This is a genomic window from Paucilactobacillus wasatchensis, assembly GCF_000876205.1.
GTDB classification, from domain to species: domain Bacteria; phylum Bacillota; class Bacilli; order Lactobacillales; family Lactobacillaceae; genus Paucilactobacillus; species Paucilactobacillus wasatchensis.
In genome coordinates this window covers 45,267-62,694 of the sequence record NZ_AWTT01000005.1, presented here as the reverse complement: position 1 = coordinate 62,694, position 17,428 = coordinate 45,267, and the positions used below count along the sequence as shown (strand labels likewise).

The following is a 17,428-nucleotide window of genomic DNA, read 5'->3' as shown; positions in this document are numbered from 1 at the left end:
AAATTATTCAGTAATGTGCGTAAGTACAATACTAACGCACCTATTTTTTTGTTTAGTGTGTATAATCCATTTTATGTCTATTTTGCTAATATGAGTTCCATTACCACGGCAGTGTCCAATTGGAATCAGGACACTAAACAAGCTTTGTCTGGTTATGGACCGGCTTACTTTGTGAATGTGAATAATTTAATGTCACACGGGCAATATACAACCAAAGCGCAGCAGCAAAAGTTAGTTAAGCAGGCTAAAGCTGCTAATAACTCAAGTGTCAGTCAAGCAGAAGTCACGCAAATTATGAGCGAAAAGGATCATAATTTGAACGAATATATCTCGACTGCCGATAATTTTCATCCGAATCACAAGGGTTATGAAAAAATGACCGATTCGTTATTCAAAGTAATGCAAACTCATCAAAGTTGGTTGGAGAAGGGAAAGTAGTATGCCAGTTTCAAGGAAGAACACTAAAGCTAAGCAAAGAGAACGGAATATATGGAAATGGGCATTCGCGGCTGTAATCATCATATTAATTGGTGGTGGTATTTATTTATACACTCAAGTTACCGCTCCTGTAGAAAAGCAGACTGTTAGTCAGCCGATCAAAGAAAGTAATTCATCTTTTGAAGTGGATCTAAATTCACAGCAGGTTAATGCATTAGCGGACAACTACCTAGCTCGTTTACAAAAAGGGCAAAAAACGAAATATGGCTTTATGGTTGGCAAGAAGTATGCCACAGTTACTGGCTCAACAAAATTTTTAGGGACAAAAATAAATTTTGCCCTTAACTTCACTCCCATACGACAAGCAAATGGAAATGTGTTGTTGAAGGCCAAAGGACTGGCTGTTGGTCGATTAAATTTGCCGATTACATACGTGATGGGTTATATTAAAAATAAGTATAAATTGCCCACTTGGGTTGAGTTAAACCAAAAAAAGAAAACAATTTTATTAGATTTAAATCAGTATAGTCGACATCATAATTTGCAGTATTCTGCTAAAAAGATCAGCTTAAAAAATGGTGATTTCCGGTTCTTAGTGACAGTACCTAAAAATTAGGAGGAAAAAATATGCGCTTAAGTTTTTATCAATTTTTAATGACAGAGCGTAATCCAGATAGTGCAGATGAAATCGCACAATTTGCTAATAACGCAGCGCTAGATCAAATTTTTCCAAAACAATCGCAGGATTTTGATGTGATTTCAAAGTATCTCGAAGAAAATGCGCGGTATTTACCATCTATGACTATCTTTGATGCCGCTTGGCAGCGATATTTAGCCAAAATGACTTAGAAATATTTATTGAAAATTGAGATTCTATTTTGCAATAAATTGTTAGTTTATTTAAAAAGGCCATGTCCTCCCAGACATGGTCTTTTTGCTTTTTAACATGATATTAGAATCTAATTTTAGAATAAGTATTGGTTATTATATGATATAATTTTCAGGTGTAGAGCGTGTTGCCATTTTAATTTTTTCGACAATATGATCTCAAGAATTTTATTTCTTGAGAAAAAATAAGAGCGACATTTTAGGAGTGAAAAATATGAGTTTTCATATCAACTATGACGGTAAAGTTTTTCCATGTCGATCCAAAGTAAAAGCCTGTCCTTATGGGCCCAGCAGGCATGCAGACTTTTCTACAGACTTGTTTTACAAGTATCAAGAAAAATACAATAATGTCGATGCATCTCCAAATTTGATCAATCAGCTTAAAAGTGGTCAACCGTTTACTGGGCTTCAAGATCTGGATGGTGAAATCACTGTTTCGTCTGCCCCAATTGAATTAATATGTTCAGTACTTAAGGTTGCACTTGAAAATGCAGGAGCTACCAGTTTAAGTAAACGAGACTACGAGTTTCGTGAGAATGCTATTAATAATTGTGTCCTGATGCTACAGGCTAGATTTGCCTCATAGTTTGCCACCCGAGTTGTATCGGGAAGCTAGTGCCAGAAACCTTAAGAACGGATTTCATTTTTTTGGCAATGGAAGTGCATACCGTGCTGCGGCGAACACGTGGGAGGAACTCGACGATAAAGCACCAGAATTACGCAGGATTGAAGCAGATCGCCAAAATGGGTATCAGATGACACCTGACCAATTAGTTGAGTATAAGCAGTCGGTACGTAAAGAATTCAATTATTGGGCTAATATTCTAAATACTCGCAAACTGTTGTCATAGCCTATTATTGTCACAGACGACGATGATGAGCTCATTGATGCGTTAGGTGACATGAATAATGCTGAATTATTAGCATTATTCGATGATTGTACGGTCTCTGATGGCATTATTATTAATAGAATCAATTCAGTCAACAGATTTACATATACTGAGATTGATGAATTGTCTCCTGCAGCCAATGACAATCTGCAGCGGTGGTTTGATAATAGTCATAATGCGCAGCTGCATTATCTTGGTAAAAGTGCTCATCGAACCTTGGTGGCGCTGTATTTATCGCAGGAGTTTCGAAAACGAGGTCAAAATTATGGTGACTTTATTTATTCTGTAAGAGAAAGATAGCTGGCAGTCACTGGAATTAAGCATCAATTAGAGGGGAAGTGGGTATTTTGGCAACATATCATATTAATCCATATACTGGGGTGCCGGGATTTTGTCCAGCAAAAGAGGGCCAGTGTCCATACGGCAGTCACATGAAACATTATGATGCATGGGAAATAGCTCAATCTGTAGCTGATCAGATTAGAGCAGACCGCTTTAAAGAATATGAGGATATTGAACGTCAGGACAGGAAACGGGAGTGGGATTCGCTTAAAACTTATGATTATCTTGAGACGTTAAGTGATGAAGATGCAATTAAAGCAATTCAGGCAACAAATGATGTGGACTTGCTTAGTGCGATCATTGATGGTCAAGTATTAGTTCGATTGCAGGATGATCCTCAATTTGTGTATGAAGCATTACGGAATCAATATCTGTCAGACAACAAAATCCAAAACATGGTACAAGCTCCCGAGTTGTATACGCAAGATGCACTAATAGCATTGGAAGATAATCCAAACTTGGATTCCATGGCTAGGGTTGAATTGGTAAGAGGCTATCCTCAAGACACGATGTTTGTTGAGGAAATTTTAAATAATCCTGGTATTACTAAAGATGTGATACTTGAAATACTAGCTGATTTAAAAAATGAAAATAAAGCAAAGTGGCCACCAGTGGTTTCTCGTTTGTCAATGAATAAAAACTGTCCTAAGTCAGTTTTCGAAGAGTGGTTACATGACCGGCGATTGAATTCAATGATGAATAGTTGATAAGTGAGACAAAAAAATATTAATATGTGGTCTTTGAACTGCGTAATAAGGTTGGTTCAAATATCCAGCGAGCTATTTATTTTCATGTTGAGGATACACGGTATGTAAGGACACACGAATTTACCAAAAAAAAGACAAACCACCATTAGCACAAATTCAGCATGCTCAGGAATTAAAAAAAGAGTGGTACGGTAATGAAAATCGATGAGATGATTAAACAAGAACGAAAGACTGCAGAGTTCAATAAACTGTAAGACGCTGAAGAAGAAAGACTAGCGACCACTGTTGCTTTAATCATGCTAGTGAGTATGCGGGACTAAAGCAAGCAAAATTAGCCGAAAAAGTCAAAACGACACAAGCAATCATTATTAAAATTGAATGGGGAGATAATGTGTCGTTTAACAAGCTTCAAGATGTTGCTCACGTGATGGGTAAAAAGTTACAGGTTACTTTTAGGAAAAAAAGGATTAATTGTATTTAGTATTATCTGTTCGGGCTGTGACCTAATTTCGTAACTCGAAATTAGGCCACAGCTTTTTAGTTCGATACATGTTGGAGTTATTTTCTTCAATCTGATTGCAAGTAACGGAAAAAAGTGCTAGTTATTTCGGACCAACTCTAATAAATTTGTTATGTTTACTTAACTTTCTGTTAATCGCTTGGACATTGTGTCTCGCATTGCAAATTAGATCAGCCACATTATAGGATAGACTGAAATGCTGACCATTTGCAATTTAAGATAAAATTCAAAATTATTACTCTCTAAAATAAGCAGACAAATCGTGAAAATTGATGTTAATATAAAAGTGCTACTTTTTATTTTCCTTTTTAACTTGAAAAGGTAAAATATTTATTTTGAAATGGATTAGTAAAGTGACTAATTTTATTGAGCGATTAAAATAATTTGATTCAATTTACGAAAAAAAGCTTTAAGAACCTGAACTTTTTAGACGAAAGGAGCTACATTACATGGCAACAATTCAATGGTTTCCGGGTCATATGGCCAAGGCTTTGCGTCAAATTAGGGAACAAATGTCGTTAGTTGATATTGTGTTTGAACTAATTGATGCGCGAATACCATATTCATCTCAAAATCCAGAAGTAAAAAAAGCAATGGGGCAAAAGCCGCATTTATTAATTATGACTAAAATGGACTTGGCCGATCCTCAAATTATCTCTCAATGGTTAAGATTTTTTGAGCAGCAACATCAACCAGTTTTAGCCCTTGATTCGCGAGACAATAAGGTTCGCAATAAGGTAATTAAGACCAGTCAATCAATTCTCAGTGAACAATTGAGCAAGAGTATCGACAAGGGAATGAAAGAAACTGCAATCAAGGCGATGTGTGTTGGAGTTCCCAACGTTGGTAAATCGACGCTATTAAACCACTTGGTTAGCCGTAATATGGCTCTAACTGGCAATCGCCCTGGTGTTACAACTGGCCAACAATGGTTGCGATCATCTGCAGAGCTAGAATTGTTAGATACCCCCGGCATTTTATGGCCGAAATTTGAGGACCAAACTACTGGTGTCAAACTAGCGTTAACCGGTGCGATTAAAGATAGTTTATATCCCAAAGACGATGTGGCACTATTTGCTGTTCATCATTTAAGACAGTGCAACGCGTCGATATTGCAAGAACGGTATCATTTAACAAACGATCAATTGGCACCAGAAAATCAAGACGCAGATGTGTTACTAACAATTACGAGTAAGCTCGGTTTTAAAGACGACTATGACCGTGCCAGTGAGCGAATTATTTTTGATTTGCGCAAAGGTAAATTAGGTCGAGTCACGCTAGAAACACCAGCGGAAGTGTTAGGAGAAGGGTCAATTGACTAACCAAACGGTTGCACAAATCAAAGCTAAGTTGGCAAATATTAATGATTTGCAGGATCCTTTTGTCCAGCTGATGGAATCTGACTCACGTAAAGGAGTTCAACAAGCGGTTAAGTCATTTAAACGCCAACTAACTTTAAACCAAGAAAAATTTGAAGCATTTGAGCGTCGTTTTCAGTATGAACACGAATTGTGGCAACGTGGTGAGTCGTTAGTTGCCGGAATAGATGAGGTTGGCCGCGGTCCGTTGGCCGGTCCCGTTGTGACTGCTGCCGTTATTTTGGATGATGGGTTTGATTTGGTTTCAGTAACTGATTCGAAGCAATTATCGTCAACTGAACGCGAAAAACTCTATTTAAAAATCATTAAAGAGGCGGTGGAGGTTAATATCTGTGTCAAGGACAATGATGTGATCGATAAATACAATATCTATCAAGCCACTCGCATAGCAATGGCCCAAACAGTGCAGGAATTGCATCACCGGCCGTCACATTTAATTGTAGATGCTGTGCCAATTGATTGTGATATTCCCCAAATAACGTTAATTAAGGGCGACCAAAAAAGTATTAGCGTAGCTGCTGCCAGTATTGTGGCTAAGGAATATCGGGATCATTTAATGCAAGATTACGATTTAGTCTATCCGGGCTATGATTTTGCACACAATATGGGATATGGTACTGCCAAACATATAGCCGGGTTAAAAAAGTATGGAGTGACACCAATCCATCGACAATCGTTTACACCGGTGATGAACTTTAAATGAAAAAGGCATTGATCTTCGTACTTAATAATAAGTAGGAGGATTTTTTAATGAATACCAAATTATTTTTATTAAAGCTACATTTATGCCCTGGAATTGGTATGGTGCGCGAGTATCAATTATATCAAGTTTTCACAAATAATATGTATAATACAAACATCAATGAAATATGCACATTGGCACATTTATCGTTATCACAGCGAGAGGCAGTTTGTGATCACTGGCATTCGGACAAGTTAAATGATGAGGTAAAACGGCATTGGCATGGATGTCGCTTTATCACAATTGAAGATTCTGAGTATCCAATCCAATTAAAAGAAAGCTATTGTCCACCGATCGTGTTATTTTACCGTGGTCGAATTGAATTACTAAAGACTCAAATGCTGGGTGTAGTTGGAGCAAGAAAAAACACTGGCTATGGTCGGCAAATGTTGCAGGCTCTGTTACCGTTTGTGATTACTAAACCAATTACTATTGTTAGCGGCTTAGCAGCCGGTATTGATGGCATTAGTCATCAAATTGCACTAAGTTATGGTGGACCAACGATTGGTGTGATTGGTACCGGCATTGATAATGTATATCCGAAAGAGCATCGTGAATTACAAAATCAGGTGGCACAATCTGGTTTATTATTATCAGAATTTCCACTATCTAGTAAACCGTATCCTTCTCATTTCCCACAACGTAATCGAATCATTGCGGGTTTAAGTGAAACTTTATTGGTGGTCGAGGCAAGGGAAAAAAGTGGTAGCTTGATTACCGCCAGCTTAGCATTGCAAGAAAATCGCAATATCTGTGCTATACCGGGACGAATTGATGCACCAATGTCAGTTGGTTGTAATCAATTAATTGCCGCAGGAGCGAAGCCCATTTTGGCTGCAAATGACATTCTAGAAGAGTTCTTAAGTTGACAAGCGTTTTTTAATGAAATATGATGATTTGAGTTTAACGATAACTTTATACGAATAAACTTTGTCATGTTAGGAGTTTAAAAATGGCTGTAAAAAGCGCAAAAGCAACAGCAAGTAAAAAGCCCAAAAAGCGGGCTAAATCAAAAATAAAGAAAAAACTAGTGATTGTGGAATCCCCTTCAAAAGCAAAAACAATTGAGAAGTATCTGGGCCGCAGTTATAAAGTAGTTGCCAGCATTGGTCACATTCGGGATTTACCAAAAAGTCGAATGGGTGTTGACATTGATAATAACTATCAACCCGATTACATTTCAATCCGTGGTAAAGGCGATGTCATCAAGGAATTACGCAAAGATGCTAAAAATGCTAAAGAAGTATATTTGGCATCTGATCCCGATCGTGAAGGCGAAGCAATTGCTTGGCACGTTTCAAATATATTGAAACTTGACGAAAATGGCAAAAATCGAGTTACTTTTAATGAGATTACTAAAGATGCAGTTAAAGAGGCGTTCAAGGAACCAAGAAATATTGATATGGATTTAGTTGATGCACAACAAGCTCGGCGAATTTTGGACCGGTTAGTTGGCTATTCAATCAGTCCTATTTTGTGGAAGAAAGTTAAGAAGGGCCTCAGTGCAGGGCGAGTACAGTCTGTTGCACTAAGCTTGATTATTGAACGTGAGAATCAAATTCGCGCATTTGAACCGCAAGAGTATTGGACAATTGAATCTGAATTCAAGAAAAACCGGACTAAATTTGCGGCGTCTTTTTATGGGATCAACGGTAAGAAACAAGATCTAGCAGATAATGATGCTGTTCAAAAGATTTTGGGCCAACTTGATCGAAAAGGTGATTTTTTAATTACAAAGGTAGTTAAAAAGCAACGCAAACGATCACCGCAACCGCCATTTACGACTTCCACCATGCAACAAGATGCGAACCGTAAATTAAACTTCAGAACCAGAAAAACAATGATGGCTGCACAGCATTTGTATGAGGGAATAAATATTGGTAAGGGTGGTGCAGTTGGACTAATCACTTATATGCGAACTGATTCGACGCGTATTTCATCAATCGCTAAGCATGAAGCTTCGAAATTCATTCACGAAAAGTACGGAGCAAAATATGCAGCAACAAAGCCGATTAAAGGCAAACTGCCAGAAGGAGCACAGGATGCCCATGAGGCGATTCGACCGACTTCTGTTTATCGGACGCCTGCTGAAATGAAGCAATATTTAAATAATGATCAGTATAAATTGTATAATTTAATCTGGTCACGTTTTATGGCTAGCCAAATGACACCAGAAATTCAAGATACGATGGCGGTTACCATATCGCAAAGTGACGTTGATTTTCGTGCTAACGGTTCACAAACTAAATTCGCCGGTTTTACGAAAATTTATAATAACGGTGACCAAAAAGATAATATCTTGCCAGACTTGAATGAGGGCGACAAAGTTAAATTAGCCAAAACTGATCCGAGTCAGCATTTCACTCAGCCACCGGCACGTTATTCCGAAGCTAATTTAATTAAGGCATTGGAAGAAAATGGCGTTGGTCGTCCGTCCACTTATGCACCAACACTAGATACTATCCAACGGCGGTACTATGTTAAATTAGTATCACGCCGGTTCGAACCCACAGAACTTGGTGAAATTGTTAATACGATTATTCATGAACAGTTCCCAGACATCGTGAATGTTAAATTTACAGCCCAGGTTGAAGGTGAGCTTGATAGCATTGAAACAGGTAGTCAAGATTGGGTTAAAGTAGTTGATTCATTCTATCGACCATTTTCTAAAGAAGTTGAACATGCGGAAGAAGAAGTCGAAAAGATAGAAATGAAAGACGAGCTTGCCGGTAGTAATTGTGAGATTTGTGGTGCACCGATGGTCATAAAAATGGGTCGCTATGGTAAGTTCTTTGCCTGCTCTCGTTTTCCAGATTGTCGCAACACAAAGGCAATTGTTAAAGAAATTGGTGTTACTTGTCCCAAGTGTCATCAAGGTAACGTAGTGGAGCGTAAGTCTAAACGTAATCGTGTTTTCTATGGCTGCTCGTGCTTCCCTGAATGTGATTTTGTTTCCTGGGATAAGCCAATTGGCCGTGATTGTCCCAAAGATGGTCACTTCTTAGTTGAAAAGAAGGTCAAAGGCGGCAAACAGGTTCTTTGCCCGAATGGCGACTACGAGGAAGCGTTACAAAAATAAACTATTAAGTTAATAATTGAAATTGCCCCCATAGTCTGCTAAGGTCAGCTATGGAGGCTTTTTATGAAACAAGATTTAGTACAACTTTTTTTACAATATTTAAAGGTTGAGCGCCAATATTCTGATGATACGGTGACAGCCTACACCGAAGATCTAGCAGAATTTAAGCAATTTTTAGCTGATAATGGTGGCATGAAAGAATGGAAGACGGTTGACCGCCTCGATGTTCAGGTTTATTTGACTTCCTTAGCTGATCAGCACTACCAACGAACCTCCATCGCGCGAAAGACTTCCAGTCTACGCTCGTTTTTTAATTTCTTGGCCAAAAACGACTTAGTCACAAGTAACCCATTTGCCAATGTTGTGTTAAAAAAACATCAAAATCATTTACCGCGTTTTTTTTATGAGCGAGAAATGACAATTTTATTTGAAGCTGCGAAGGGAAAAGGCACGATGCTTGATTTGCGTAATTCTGCACTATTGGAAGTGCTGTATGCAACTGGAATTCGGGTCAGTGAATGTGCTAATTTAACCCTTGGCCAAATTGATTTTGACGTGCAAATGATGCTGATTCGAGGTAAAGGTGATAAAGAACGCTATGTTCCTTTTGGTAATTATGCTAAACAAGCTTTACAAACCTACTTTACGGATTGTCGCAGTCTGATAATGAACAAATATCATAAAGACCATGATTTTGTCTTTATTAACCACTACGGTGATCAAATTACCACCACCGGAATTGAGTATATTTTGAATCAGATTATTAAAAAAAGTAGTTTGACTGCCAAAATTCATCCCCACATGTTACGCCATACGTTTGCAACTCATTTATTGAATAATGGTGCTGATTTACGAACCGTGCAAGAATTACTTGGCCACGCTAGTCTATCCACGACCCAAATTTATACACATGTCACACGGGAACATTTACAATCTGATTATCAAAAATATTTTCCTCGCGCCAAAGAAAAGGAGGACAACAATGATAAAAATTGAATTTAATAATTACCAGGCAACAATTAGTGAACTAGGAGCTCAATTGACGAGCTTAATGAATCTAGCAACAAAGTTTGAATATCTCTGGCAGGGTGCTCCTCAGTACTGGCACTATCAGGCACCGATTTTATTTCCATTTGTTGGCCGCTTAAAAGATGATCAATATAAGTATCAAGGACAGACATTTCAACAAACTCAACATGGCTTTGCGCGTGAAAAAGAATTTACGGTGATCAATCAAACTGACAACATGGTCGAGTTTGAATTGAATTCAAGCAGAGAAACGTTGAATGTGTACCCATTTAAATTTAGGCTAAACGTTACATATTTACTAGATGAACAGGGACTGCACGTTAATTATCAAGTCACCAACCCGTCAGATCAGGAGCCCTTATTATTCGCTCTGGGAGCACACCCTGGTTTCAACGTTGCTAACAGTCAGTTTAATCAAACCAAAGTGACAGTTAAGCCAAACAAACAATACCAGCAAATTCCGTTAGTGGGCCCATATAATGATAGCGGTAATCCGCGACGATTAGATTTGCAACAACCACTAAAATTAAGCCACGACTTGTTTAGCCATGATGCCATTATTTTAGCGTTGAATAACCAGCCAGTCGAGTTAACATTGGCACAAGAAAATAGCAAGCGGGGTCTCACAGTTAAAATTGAAGGTGCTCCATTTGTAGGTATTTGGTCGCCATATCCACAACAAGCACCATTAGTATGTATCGAGCCTTGGTGGGGGATCGCTGATCGGTTGGACGCTGATCAACAACTTGATCATAAAATGGCGATTAAACATTTACCAGCCGGCGACACATGGCATGCAGGCTTTTCAATTCAGCCGTTTTAAAACTAAATTACACAAAAAAGTTCCAATTAACTTTATTACATTAGGCCTGTAATTAGTTAATTGGAACTTTTATTAAAGCGTAAGAGTGTTATTTTTGTTTTTTAAGAAATGACCTAAGCCAAAAGAAACCATTGACTCAGTACCGTTGAAAATTCGCTTGATATTGCCTAAATGACGCCAAATAACAATAACTGATAGCAAACCAGCGATGATACTTAAAATCCAATCATGCAGTAATAACGCAATGATGGTGGTTAATGTAATGCCTAAAATACTGGCAACGCTGGCCATGCTAGACAATAAAAGACCGGCAACAAAAATACTACTAGCAATTAAAAATAAGATGGGGTTATAAGCTAGTAAGATCCCAGCACTGGTGGCGACGGCCTTGCCACCGTGGAAATGATCAAAAATAGAAAATGTATGACCTAGCGAGGCAAATAGTCCAATAATTAGTGGGTTAACACCATTGACGCCAAACAGATAAGGTTGACTGGCAGCAAGCGTTCCTTTGAGAATATCCATGGCTAACACCACTATTCCAGCTTTAGTACCCAGAACACGAAAAGTATTTGTGGTACCAATATTGCCACTACCAGCTAAGCGGATATCTTGGTGAAAGAAAATTTGACCAATCCAGACACCTGAGGGAATTGAACCGAGGAGATAGGCGATCACGATCATTAATATAATTTGCATAGTATTCTCCTTGAAAATTAATCTAATTTATCATAGCATGTTTAGCTGATAATTAAAATCTCTCGCTTGACCGCAAAGTCGGAAATTGCTTTTCATTCGCCAAATTTTAAGGTATCATTGATAGGATATGACTTATGGCGTGAACAATAATCAATTTTTAATTAGTTAAAAGGAGTTTTGGTGGTGGCAAATAAGAAACAAAATTATGATGATTCTTCAATTCAAGTCCTTGAGGGATTGGAAGCTGTCAGAAAACGACCAGGAATGTATATCGGTTCAACGGATACCCGTGGACTGCATCATTTAGTTTATGAAATTGTTGACAATGCTGTTGATGAGGCTTTGTCTGGTTTTGGTGACGAAATTAATGTTGTCATTGAAGCAGACAATGCGATCACTGTACAAGATCATGGTCGGGGTATGCCCGTCGGAATGCATTCGTCTGGTGTTCCAACACCAGAGGTTATCATGACTGTTCTACATGCTGGTGGAAAATTTGGTCAAGCCGATGGCTATAAAACATCAGGGGGATTGCATGGAGTTGGTGCATCCGTTGTCAATGCTTTGTCTGATCATTTAACTTTAACAGTTGTCCGCGATGGCAAAAAATACCAAGAAAAATTTGAAAATGGTGGTCATCCAGTTGGCACACTAGAAAAAATTGGCAAGACAAAGGACCATGATGGCACTCGGGTGACGTTTAAACCTGATGCAACTATTTTTTCAACTATTGTGTACAATTATCAAACGCTGGCTGAACGATTACGCGAGTCCGCATTTTTGCTGAAAGGCGTTAAAATTACGTTGACGGACAAACGTGCCGGACAAGAGCAAGAAGATATTTTCAAGTTTGATGATGGCATTAAGGAATTTGCCGCATATCTGAACGAAGATAAAGATACGCTGGGCGATATTTTATACTTTGATGGAACCAAAGAAGGTATTGAAGTTGAAGTTGCTGCGCAATATAACGACGGCTATTCTGAGAATATCCTCTCATTTGTTAATAACGTGCGTACACCGGATGGAGGGACGCATGAAGCTGGTATGCGTAGTGCATGGACTAAATCATTCAATGAGTATGCTCGCAAGGTCGGCTTGCTAAAAGAAAAGGATCGCAATTTGGAAGGTAGCGACGTCCGTGAAGGACTATCGGCTATTATTTCAGTGCGCATTCCCGAGAAAATATTACAATTTGAAGGACAAACAAAAGAGAAACTAGGCACACCAGAAGCTCGTAAAATTGTGGATTCAATTGTTACAGAACAATTAGGGTATGTATTAATGGAAAACGGCGAATTTGCACAAATGCTAATTCGCAAGTCCTTAAAGGCCCGTGAGGCACGTGAAGCAGCTCGTAAAGCGCGCGACCAAACCAGAACTGGCAAGAAAAAAGGCAAACAAGAACGGCTCTTATCAGGTAAATTAACTCCAGCTCAATCTAAGAATGCTAAGAAAAATGAATTGTTTTTAGTTGAAGGGGATTCTGCTGGTGGTTCTGCCAAGCAAGGGCGAGATCGAAAATTCCAAGCCATTTTGCCCTTACGAGGCAAAGTGTTAAACACTGAAAAAGCTAAATTACCCGACGTTTTAAAAAATGAAGAATTGAACACTATGATTTATACAATTGGTGCGGGAGTTGGCACAGAATTTAATGTGGCCGATTCTAATTACGATAAGGTAATTATCATGACCGATGCTGATGATGATGGTGCGCATATCCAGATTTTACTGTTGACATTTTTCTATAAATACATGCGGCCAATGATTGAAGCTGGTAAAATTTATATTGCGCTACCACCACTGTATAAATTACAGCGCGGGGCAGGCGCTAAAACTAAAATCAGCTATGCCTGGACAGATGATGAATTAACTAAAGTTTCAAAGAAGTTTGGTAAGGGTGCTAGTTTGCAACGATTCAAAGGTCTTGGAGAAATGAATGCAGATCAGTTGTGGGAAACAACCATGGATCCTGAAACGAGAACGTTGATTCAGGTGCGGATTGAAGATGCCTCACTAGCAGAACGACGTGTGACCACACTAATGGGTGACAAGGTGGAGCCACGACGAAAATGGATTGAACAAAATGTTAAATTTACCTTAGAAGAAGAGGGCAGTATCTTGGAGAATCGCGACACGCAAGATACAAAAAATGAACAGAAACAAGCAAATCAGCCCGAGCCTGCTACAAATAATTCTAAGACACCCACAATCAGTACCTGGGATAACAGCGAAGAACAGTTAGATTTATTTAATGAATAATTTTGAAGGAGTGTGAACCATCAGTGAGTGAAACAAAAATCCAGGAACTAACATTAGAAGAGGTCATGGGTGATCGCTTTGGTCGCTATTCAAAATCAATTATTCAAGAACGTGCTTTGCCAGATATTAGAGACGGATTAAAACCAGTTCAACGGCGAATCTTATTTGCAATGAATAAAGATGGCAACACGTTCGATAAGGGGTTTCGCAAGTCCGCCAAATCTGTCGGTAACGTTATGGGTAATTTTCACCCCCACGGTGACAGTTCGATTTATGAAGCCTTAGTCCGGATGAGTCAGGATTGGAAATTACGAGCACCATTGATTGAAATGCACGGTAACAATGGTTCGATGGATGGTGATCCACCGGCCGCCATGCGTTATACTGAAGCGCGATTAAGCGAGATTTCAGGCTTAATGTTGCAAGATATCGACAAAAATACTGTTGAAATGGTACTTAATTTTGATGATACAGAAAATGAGCCAACTGTCCTGCCAGCTAAGATTCCTAATTTATTGGTTAATGGGGCAACTGGAATATCTGCTGGTTATGCAACAGACATTCCACCACACAATCTCAGTGAAGTCATTGATGGCTTGATTTATTTACTTGATCATCCAGATGCAACACTGGCTGAATTGATGGAATTTATTCCAGCGCCCGACTTTCCAACAGGTGGAATTATTCAGGGAATTGATGGTGTTAAAAAAGCCTATGAGACGGGCCGTGGCCGCATGATTGTGCGTTCCAAAACTAACATTATTGAATTAAAGGGTGGCAAATCACAAATCAATGTCACTGAAATTCCGTACGAGGTAAATAAGGCGCAGCTCGTTAAGCGAATCGATGAAATGCGCATTATGAAAAAAATTGAAGGAATTGCAGAAGTCCGTGATGAATCTGACAGAAATGGGCTATCGATCGCGGTTGAATTGAAACGAGAGGCCAATGCTCAAGGAATTTTGAACTACTTATTTAAAAATTCAGATCTACAAATCAACTATAATTTTAATATGGTGGCCATCGATAATAAACGACCAGTGCAAGTTGGTTTGAAACGATTTTTGACTGCGTATTTGGATTTTCAAACTGAAATTATTACTAAACGAACTCAGTTTGATTTAAATAAAGCACAAGAACGATTGCCTATCGTTGCTGGCCTTATTAAGGCGTTGTCAATTTTGGATCAAGTAATTGCAAGTATTCGAAGTAGTCAAAATCGAAAAGATGCCAAACAAAATTTAATTACCGAGTTTGATTTTTCTGACAAGCAAGCCGAAGCAATTGTGACATTGCAACTATATCGGTTGACGAATACTGATGTAACTGAATTGGAAAGTGAACAAGCAGCATTAGAAAAATCAATTAGTGGCTTTAAGGCTATTTTAGGGAGTAAAACTAAATTAGCTGGTGTCATCAAAAAAGAACTGACACAAGTAAAAAAGAAGTTTGGCAATGCTCGTAAAACGGCCGTTCAGGCCCAGGTTGAAGAATTAAAAATTGATACTAAAGTATTAGTCCCCGATGAGGATGTAATTGTGTTAGTGTCACATGATGGCTATATCAAGCGCAGTAGTATTCGCTCGTATAATGCCTCTGGTAGTGACGATAATGGCTTAAAAGAGGATGATTATCCAATTTTACTAACTAAGGCTAGTACGCTATCACATTTATTTTTGTTCACTAACAAAGGGCACTTAATCTACCGACCAGTACATGAGTTAACTGATGACCGCTGGAAGGATACTGGGGAGCATATTTCACAGTCGATTGGTTTAGATAATGATGAACAAATTATCAAGGCATTAACATTTGATTCGCTTAAAGAAGCTGGTAACTTTTTAGTTGCAACCGATGATGGCTACATCAAGCAAACAGCTTTCAAAGATTATTTACCGGGTCGCACATATAAGAAACATCCAAGTATTTATATTAAATTAAAAACAGCGCAATCGCGGGTCGTTAACGTAATTTATGTCGCACCAGCTTCGTTAGGAACGGTGTTGTTGATGAGTGTAAATGGGTTGGCGTTGCGCTTTGATCTAGCTGAAGTGCCAGTTAATGGAGCACGGACAGCTGGGGTAAAATCAATGGGATTACGAGATGGCGATCAAGTGGTGAACGTGGCACTGGTACAGGAAAAGGATAACGTTGCCATTGTTACCAGCCGTGGTGCATTTAAAGAGATTAAGGTAGCTGAAATTCCGACAACTTCTCGGGCACGAAAAGGTGTTTTGATTTTACGAGAATTGAAGGTTAACCCACATCGGGTTGCTGACTTTATTAATTATCCGAATGATTTTGCTGGGGCGTTTGAGATCATAACTGATCGTCCAATTACCCAAGAGGTGCTTGCCATGGATCACCCATTAGGATCCCGGTACTCAAACGGTTCCTTTGTCTTGGATGTTGATAGTCAGGGGACTCCGGTCACATTAAGAGCTAAATCAATTGAACTGGTTGTATAAAAAACTTAATATAATCATCAAAAAATAAATACATTTTTTTCGATCTTTTTTGGGGTGGGAAGTAGTAGAATAATAAAGTCGATTATTAAAAACTAATCTTTTGAAAATTAACCATTATTTCATTATAATAGTTATAAGAATGAAAAGTTATAAATAATACACTAACAATCGAAAGGAAACCACCGTATGAAATCAAAACAAGAAAGTATTTTTTCATCCAAAACGCTCACATATTTTTTACAATTAACTGAAACCATGAATTATACCCAGGCGGCACAGATTCTAGGAATTACGCAGCCAGCGTTGACGCAACAAATTAAAAAGCTGGAACGTACTGTTGGAGCACCATTGTTTTACTCGGTGGGTAAAAAGCTGAGATTATCTGATGCTGGTTATACAATGTTGCATACGACACATAATATTTATGATTTGTTGAATGAAGCAACCGATGAAATTCAACAAACGACCAGTGCTAATCATGGTGAAATTCATCTTGGTATTTTAGCTTCAATTGAGACACAGGTGTTAGAAGCATTTGCGGTAAAATATTATGAGGAAAATCCTGACATTCACATCACATTCCACATGCTGACGAGAAAAGAAATTTGGGACGGCTTGGAAAATAACGAGATTGATTCGGCCATCATGTATTTGCCAGATAATAGCATTAAAAATTGGAAGCCATACGATTCCAAGAAGATTATGAGTGAAGACTTATTATTTATCCATCATAACAATGAGTTAGCTAGTCGAAAACGTATTAAGCCAAAGAAAGCCCTAGATTGCCCGTGGGTCACTTATCCAGTTGGGTACTACCTCGATCAAATGGTTAACGAAGAATACAAAAATCAAATGATCGACCAGCCTAATATTGTGGCTCGCTTTACACAGCCCGGACAAATTTATCGGTTCATGAAGGCAACCAATACCTATTCAGCACTACCAAAGAGTTACGTAATGTCACGTCCTGATCGTGATGAAATTTTAACGGCTACATTTGATCCACAAATTAAATTTGATTTGTCATTCGTTTATCGTAATGCAAAGGATCAAATTCCACGAATTGCTCAATTCTTAGAGCAGTTTGAAGCATATTTAACGGAAAAGGATTATTATCAACGATTAGATGATATCGTTGCGGGAAAAAACAAGGAGGAGTAAT

Annotated in this window: 17 protein-coding genes and 1 pseudogene; 17 read left to right on the top strand and 1 reads right to left on the bottom strand. The window is 38.5% G+C overall.

The genetic code is table 11. The annotated features are described in order from the left end of the window. From WDC_RS09705 to WDC_RS01815, 14 genes and pseudogenes are all read left to right on the top strand, one after another. Positions 1-438, top strand: a pseudogene (locus WDC_RS09705) (SGNH/GDSL hydrolase family protein); the annotation flags it as partial. A gap of 1 nt (position 439) precedes the next feature. Continuing rightward, positions 440-1,054, top strand: a complete 615-nt coding sequence (locus tag WDC_RS01870; protein WP_044010119.1) for a YpmS family protein — start codon at positions 440-442, stop codon at positions 1,052-1,054. 11 nt (positions 1,055-1,065) lie between these two features. Beyond that, on the top strand, positions 1,066-1,287 hold the full coding sequence (locus WDC_RS01865; RefSeq protein WP_044010118.1) for a YozE family protein: 222 nt from the start codon (positions 1,066-1,068) through the stop codon (positions 1,285-1,287). 253 nt (positions 1,288-1,540) lie between these two features. Further along, positions 1,541-1,912, top strand: a complete 372-nt coding sequence (locus WDC_RS01860; RefSeq protein WP_044010117.1) for a hypothetical protein — start codon at positions 1,541-1,543, stop codon at positions 1,910-1,912. Further along, positions 1,902-2,177: a hypothetical protein gene (locus WDC_RS01855; protein ID WP_156126980.1), complete on the top strand. Its 276-nt coding sequence runs from the start codon at positions 1,902-1,904 to the stop codon at positions 2,175-2,177. The genes WDC_RS01860 and WDC_RS01855 overlap by 11 nt, the downstream gene beginning before the upstream one ends. A 51-nt stretch (positions 2,178-2,228) precedes the next feature. Further along, positions 2,229-2,516 carry a hypothetical protein gene (locus WDC_RS01850; RefSeq protein ID WP_044010115.1) on the top strand — a complete coding sequence of 96 codons (288 nt, stop codon included), beginning with the start codon at positions 2,229-2,231 and terminating at the stop codon, positions 2,514-2,516. Positions 2,517-2,563: 47 nt separating this feature from the next. Next, positions 2,564-3,265 (top strand): hypothetical protein, encoded by a 702-nt coding sequence (locus tag WDC_RS01845; protein ID WP_156126979.1) that lies wholly within the window; start codon positions 2,564-2,566, stop codon positions 3,263-3,265. Between the two features lie 26 nt (positions 3,266-3,291). Beyond that, positions 3,292-3,414: a type II toxin-antitoxin system RelE/ParE family toxin gene (locus WDC_RS09800; protein ID WP_450088767.1), complete on the top strand. Its 123-nt coding sequence runs from the start codon at positions 3,292-3,294 to the stop codon at positions 3,412-3,414. Positions 3,415-4,234: 820 nt separating this feature from the next. Then, positions 4,235-5,107, top strand: a complete 873-nt coding sequence (ylqF, locus tag WDC_RS01840; protein WP_044010113.1) for a ribosome biogenesis GTPase YlqF — start codon at positions 4,235-4,237, stop codon at positions 5,105-5,107. Beyond that, entirely contained in the window at positions 5,100-5,867 is a 768-nt protein-coding gene (locus WDC_RS01835; RefSeq protein ID WP_044010112.1) for a ribonuclease HII, read from the top strand. Before ylqF ends, WDC_RS01835 begins: the two co-directional genes overlap by 8 nt. Before the next feature lie 47 nt (positions 5,868-5,914). Beyond that, entirely contained in the window at positions 5,915-6,775 is an 861-nt protein-coding gene (gene dprA, locus WDC_RS01830) for a DNA-processing protein DprA (protein ID WP_044010111.1), read from the top strand. A gap of 83 nt (positions 6,776-6,858) precedes the next feature. Next, positions 6,859-8,985: a type I DNA topoisomerase gene (gene topA, locus WDC_RS01825; RefSeq protein ID WP_044010110.1), complete on the top strand. Its 2,127-nt coding sequence runs from the start codon at positions 6,859-6,861 to the stop codon at positions 8,983-8,985. 63 nt (positions 8,986-9,048) lie between these two features. Then, on the top strand, positions 9,049-9,981 hold the full coding sequence (gene xerC, locus WDC_RS01820; protein WP_044010109.1) for a tyrosine recombinase XerC: 933 nt from the start codon (positions 9,049-9,051) through the stop codon (positions 9,979-9,981). Beyond that, complete coding sequence (locus WDC_RS01815; RefSeq protein ID WP_044010108.1) at positions 9,968-10,837, top strand: aldose 1-epimerase family protein; 870 nt, start codon at positions 9,968-9,970, stop codon at positions 10,835-10,837. Before xerC ends, WDC_RS01815 begins: the two co-directional genes overlap by 14 nt. 72 nt (positions 10,838-10,909) lie before the next feature. Here the strand turns inward: WDC_RS01815 and plsY are convergent, their stop codons facing one another. Beyond that, positions 10,910-11,536, bottom strand: coding sequence for a glycerol-3-phosphate 1-O-acyltransferase PlsY (plsY, locus tag WDC_RS01810; RefSeq protein WP_044010107.1), 627 nt, complete (start codon positions 11,534-11,536; stop codon positions 10,910-10,912). A gap of 183 nt (positions 11,537-11,719) precedes the next feature. Between plsY and parE the strand changes: the two genes are divergently transcribed. From parE to WDC_RS01795, 3 genes are all read left to right on the top strand, one after another. After that, entirely contained in the window at positions 11,720-13,798 is a 2,079-nt protein-coding gene (gene parE / locus WDC_RS01805; protein ID WP_044010106.1) for a DNA topoisomerase IV subunit B, read from the top strand. Positions 13,799-13,821: 23 nt separating this feature from the next. After that, the gene (gene parC / locus WDC_RS01800) at positions 13,822-16,266 is read left to right on the top strand and encodes a DNA topoisomerase IV subunit A (RefSeq protein WP_044010105.1); all 2,445 of its coding nucleotides are present in this window, start codon (positions 13,822-13,824) and stop codon (positions 16,264-16,266) included. A 186-nt stretch (positions 16,267-16,452) separates the two neighbouring features. Next, the gene (locus WDC_RS01795) at positions 16,453-17,427 is read left to right on the top strand and encodes a LysR family transcriptional regulator (protein WP_044010104.1); all 975 of its coding nucleotides are present in this window, start codon (positions 16,453-16,455) and stop codon (positions 17,425-17,427) included. Position 17,428 lies beyond the last annotated feature (1 nt).

What these genes read in the sequence shown, in the direction of transcription:
- WDC_RS01795 (WP_044010104.1), top strand. Translation starts at nt 16,453, where the DNA reads ATGAAATCAAAACAAGAAAGTATTTTTTCATCCAAAACGCTCACATAT.
- WDC_RS01860 (WP_044010117.1), top strand. Translation starts at nt 1,541, where the DNA reads ATGAGTTTTCATATCAACTATGACGGTAAAGTTTTTCCATGTCGATCC.
- xerC (WP_044010109.1), top strand. Translation starts at nt 9,049, where the DNA reads ATGAAACAAGATTTAGTACAACTTTTTTTACAATATTTAAAGGTTGAG.
- plsY (WP_044010107.1), bottom strand. Translation starts at nt 11,536, where the DNA reads ATGCAAATTATATTAATGATCGTGATCGCCTATCTCCTCGGTTCAATT.
- dprA (WP_044010111.1), top strand. Translation starts at nt 5,915, where the DNA reads ATGAATACCAAATTATTTTTATTAAAGCTACATTTATGCCCTGGAATT.
- ylqF (WP_044010113.1), top strand. Translation starts at nt 4,235, where the DNA reads ATGGCAACAATTCAATGGTTTCCGGGTCATATGGCCAAGGCTTTGCGT.
- WDC_RS01865 (WP_044010118.1), top strand. Translation starts at nt 1,066, where the DNA reads ATGCGCTTAAGTTTTTATCAATTTTTAATGACAGAGCGTAATCCAGAT.
- topA (WP_044010110.1), top strand. Translation starts at nt 6,859, where the DNA reads ATGGCTGTAAAAAGCGCAAAAGCAACAGCAAGTAAAAAGCCCAAAAAG.
- WDC_RS01850 (WP_044010115.1), top strand. Translation starts at nt 2,229, where the DNA reads ATGAATAATGCTGAATTATTAGCATTATTCGATGATTGTACGGTCTCT.
- WDC_RS01815 (WP_044010108.1), top strand. Translation starts at nt 9,968, where the DNA reads ATGATAAAAATTGAATTTAATAATTACCAGGCAACAATTAGTGAACTA.
- WDC_RS01870 (WP_044010119.1), top strand. Translation starts at nt 440, where the DNA reads ATGCCAGTTTCAAGGAAGAACACTAAAGCTAAGCAAAGAGAACGGAAT.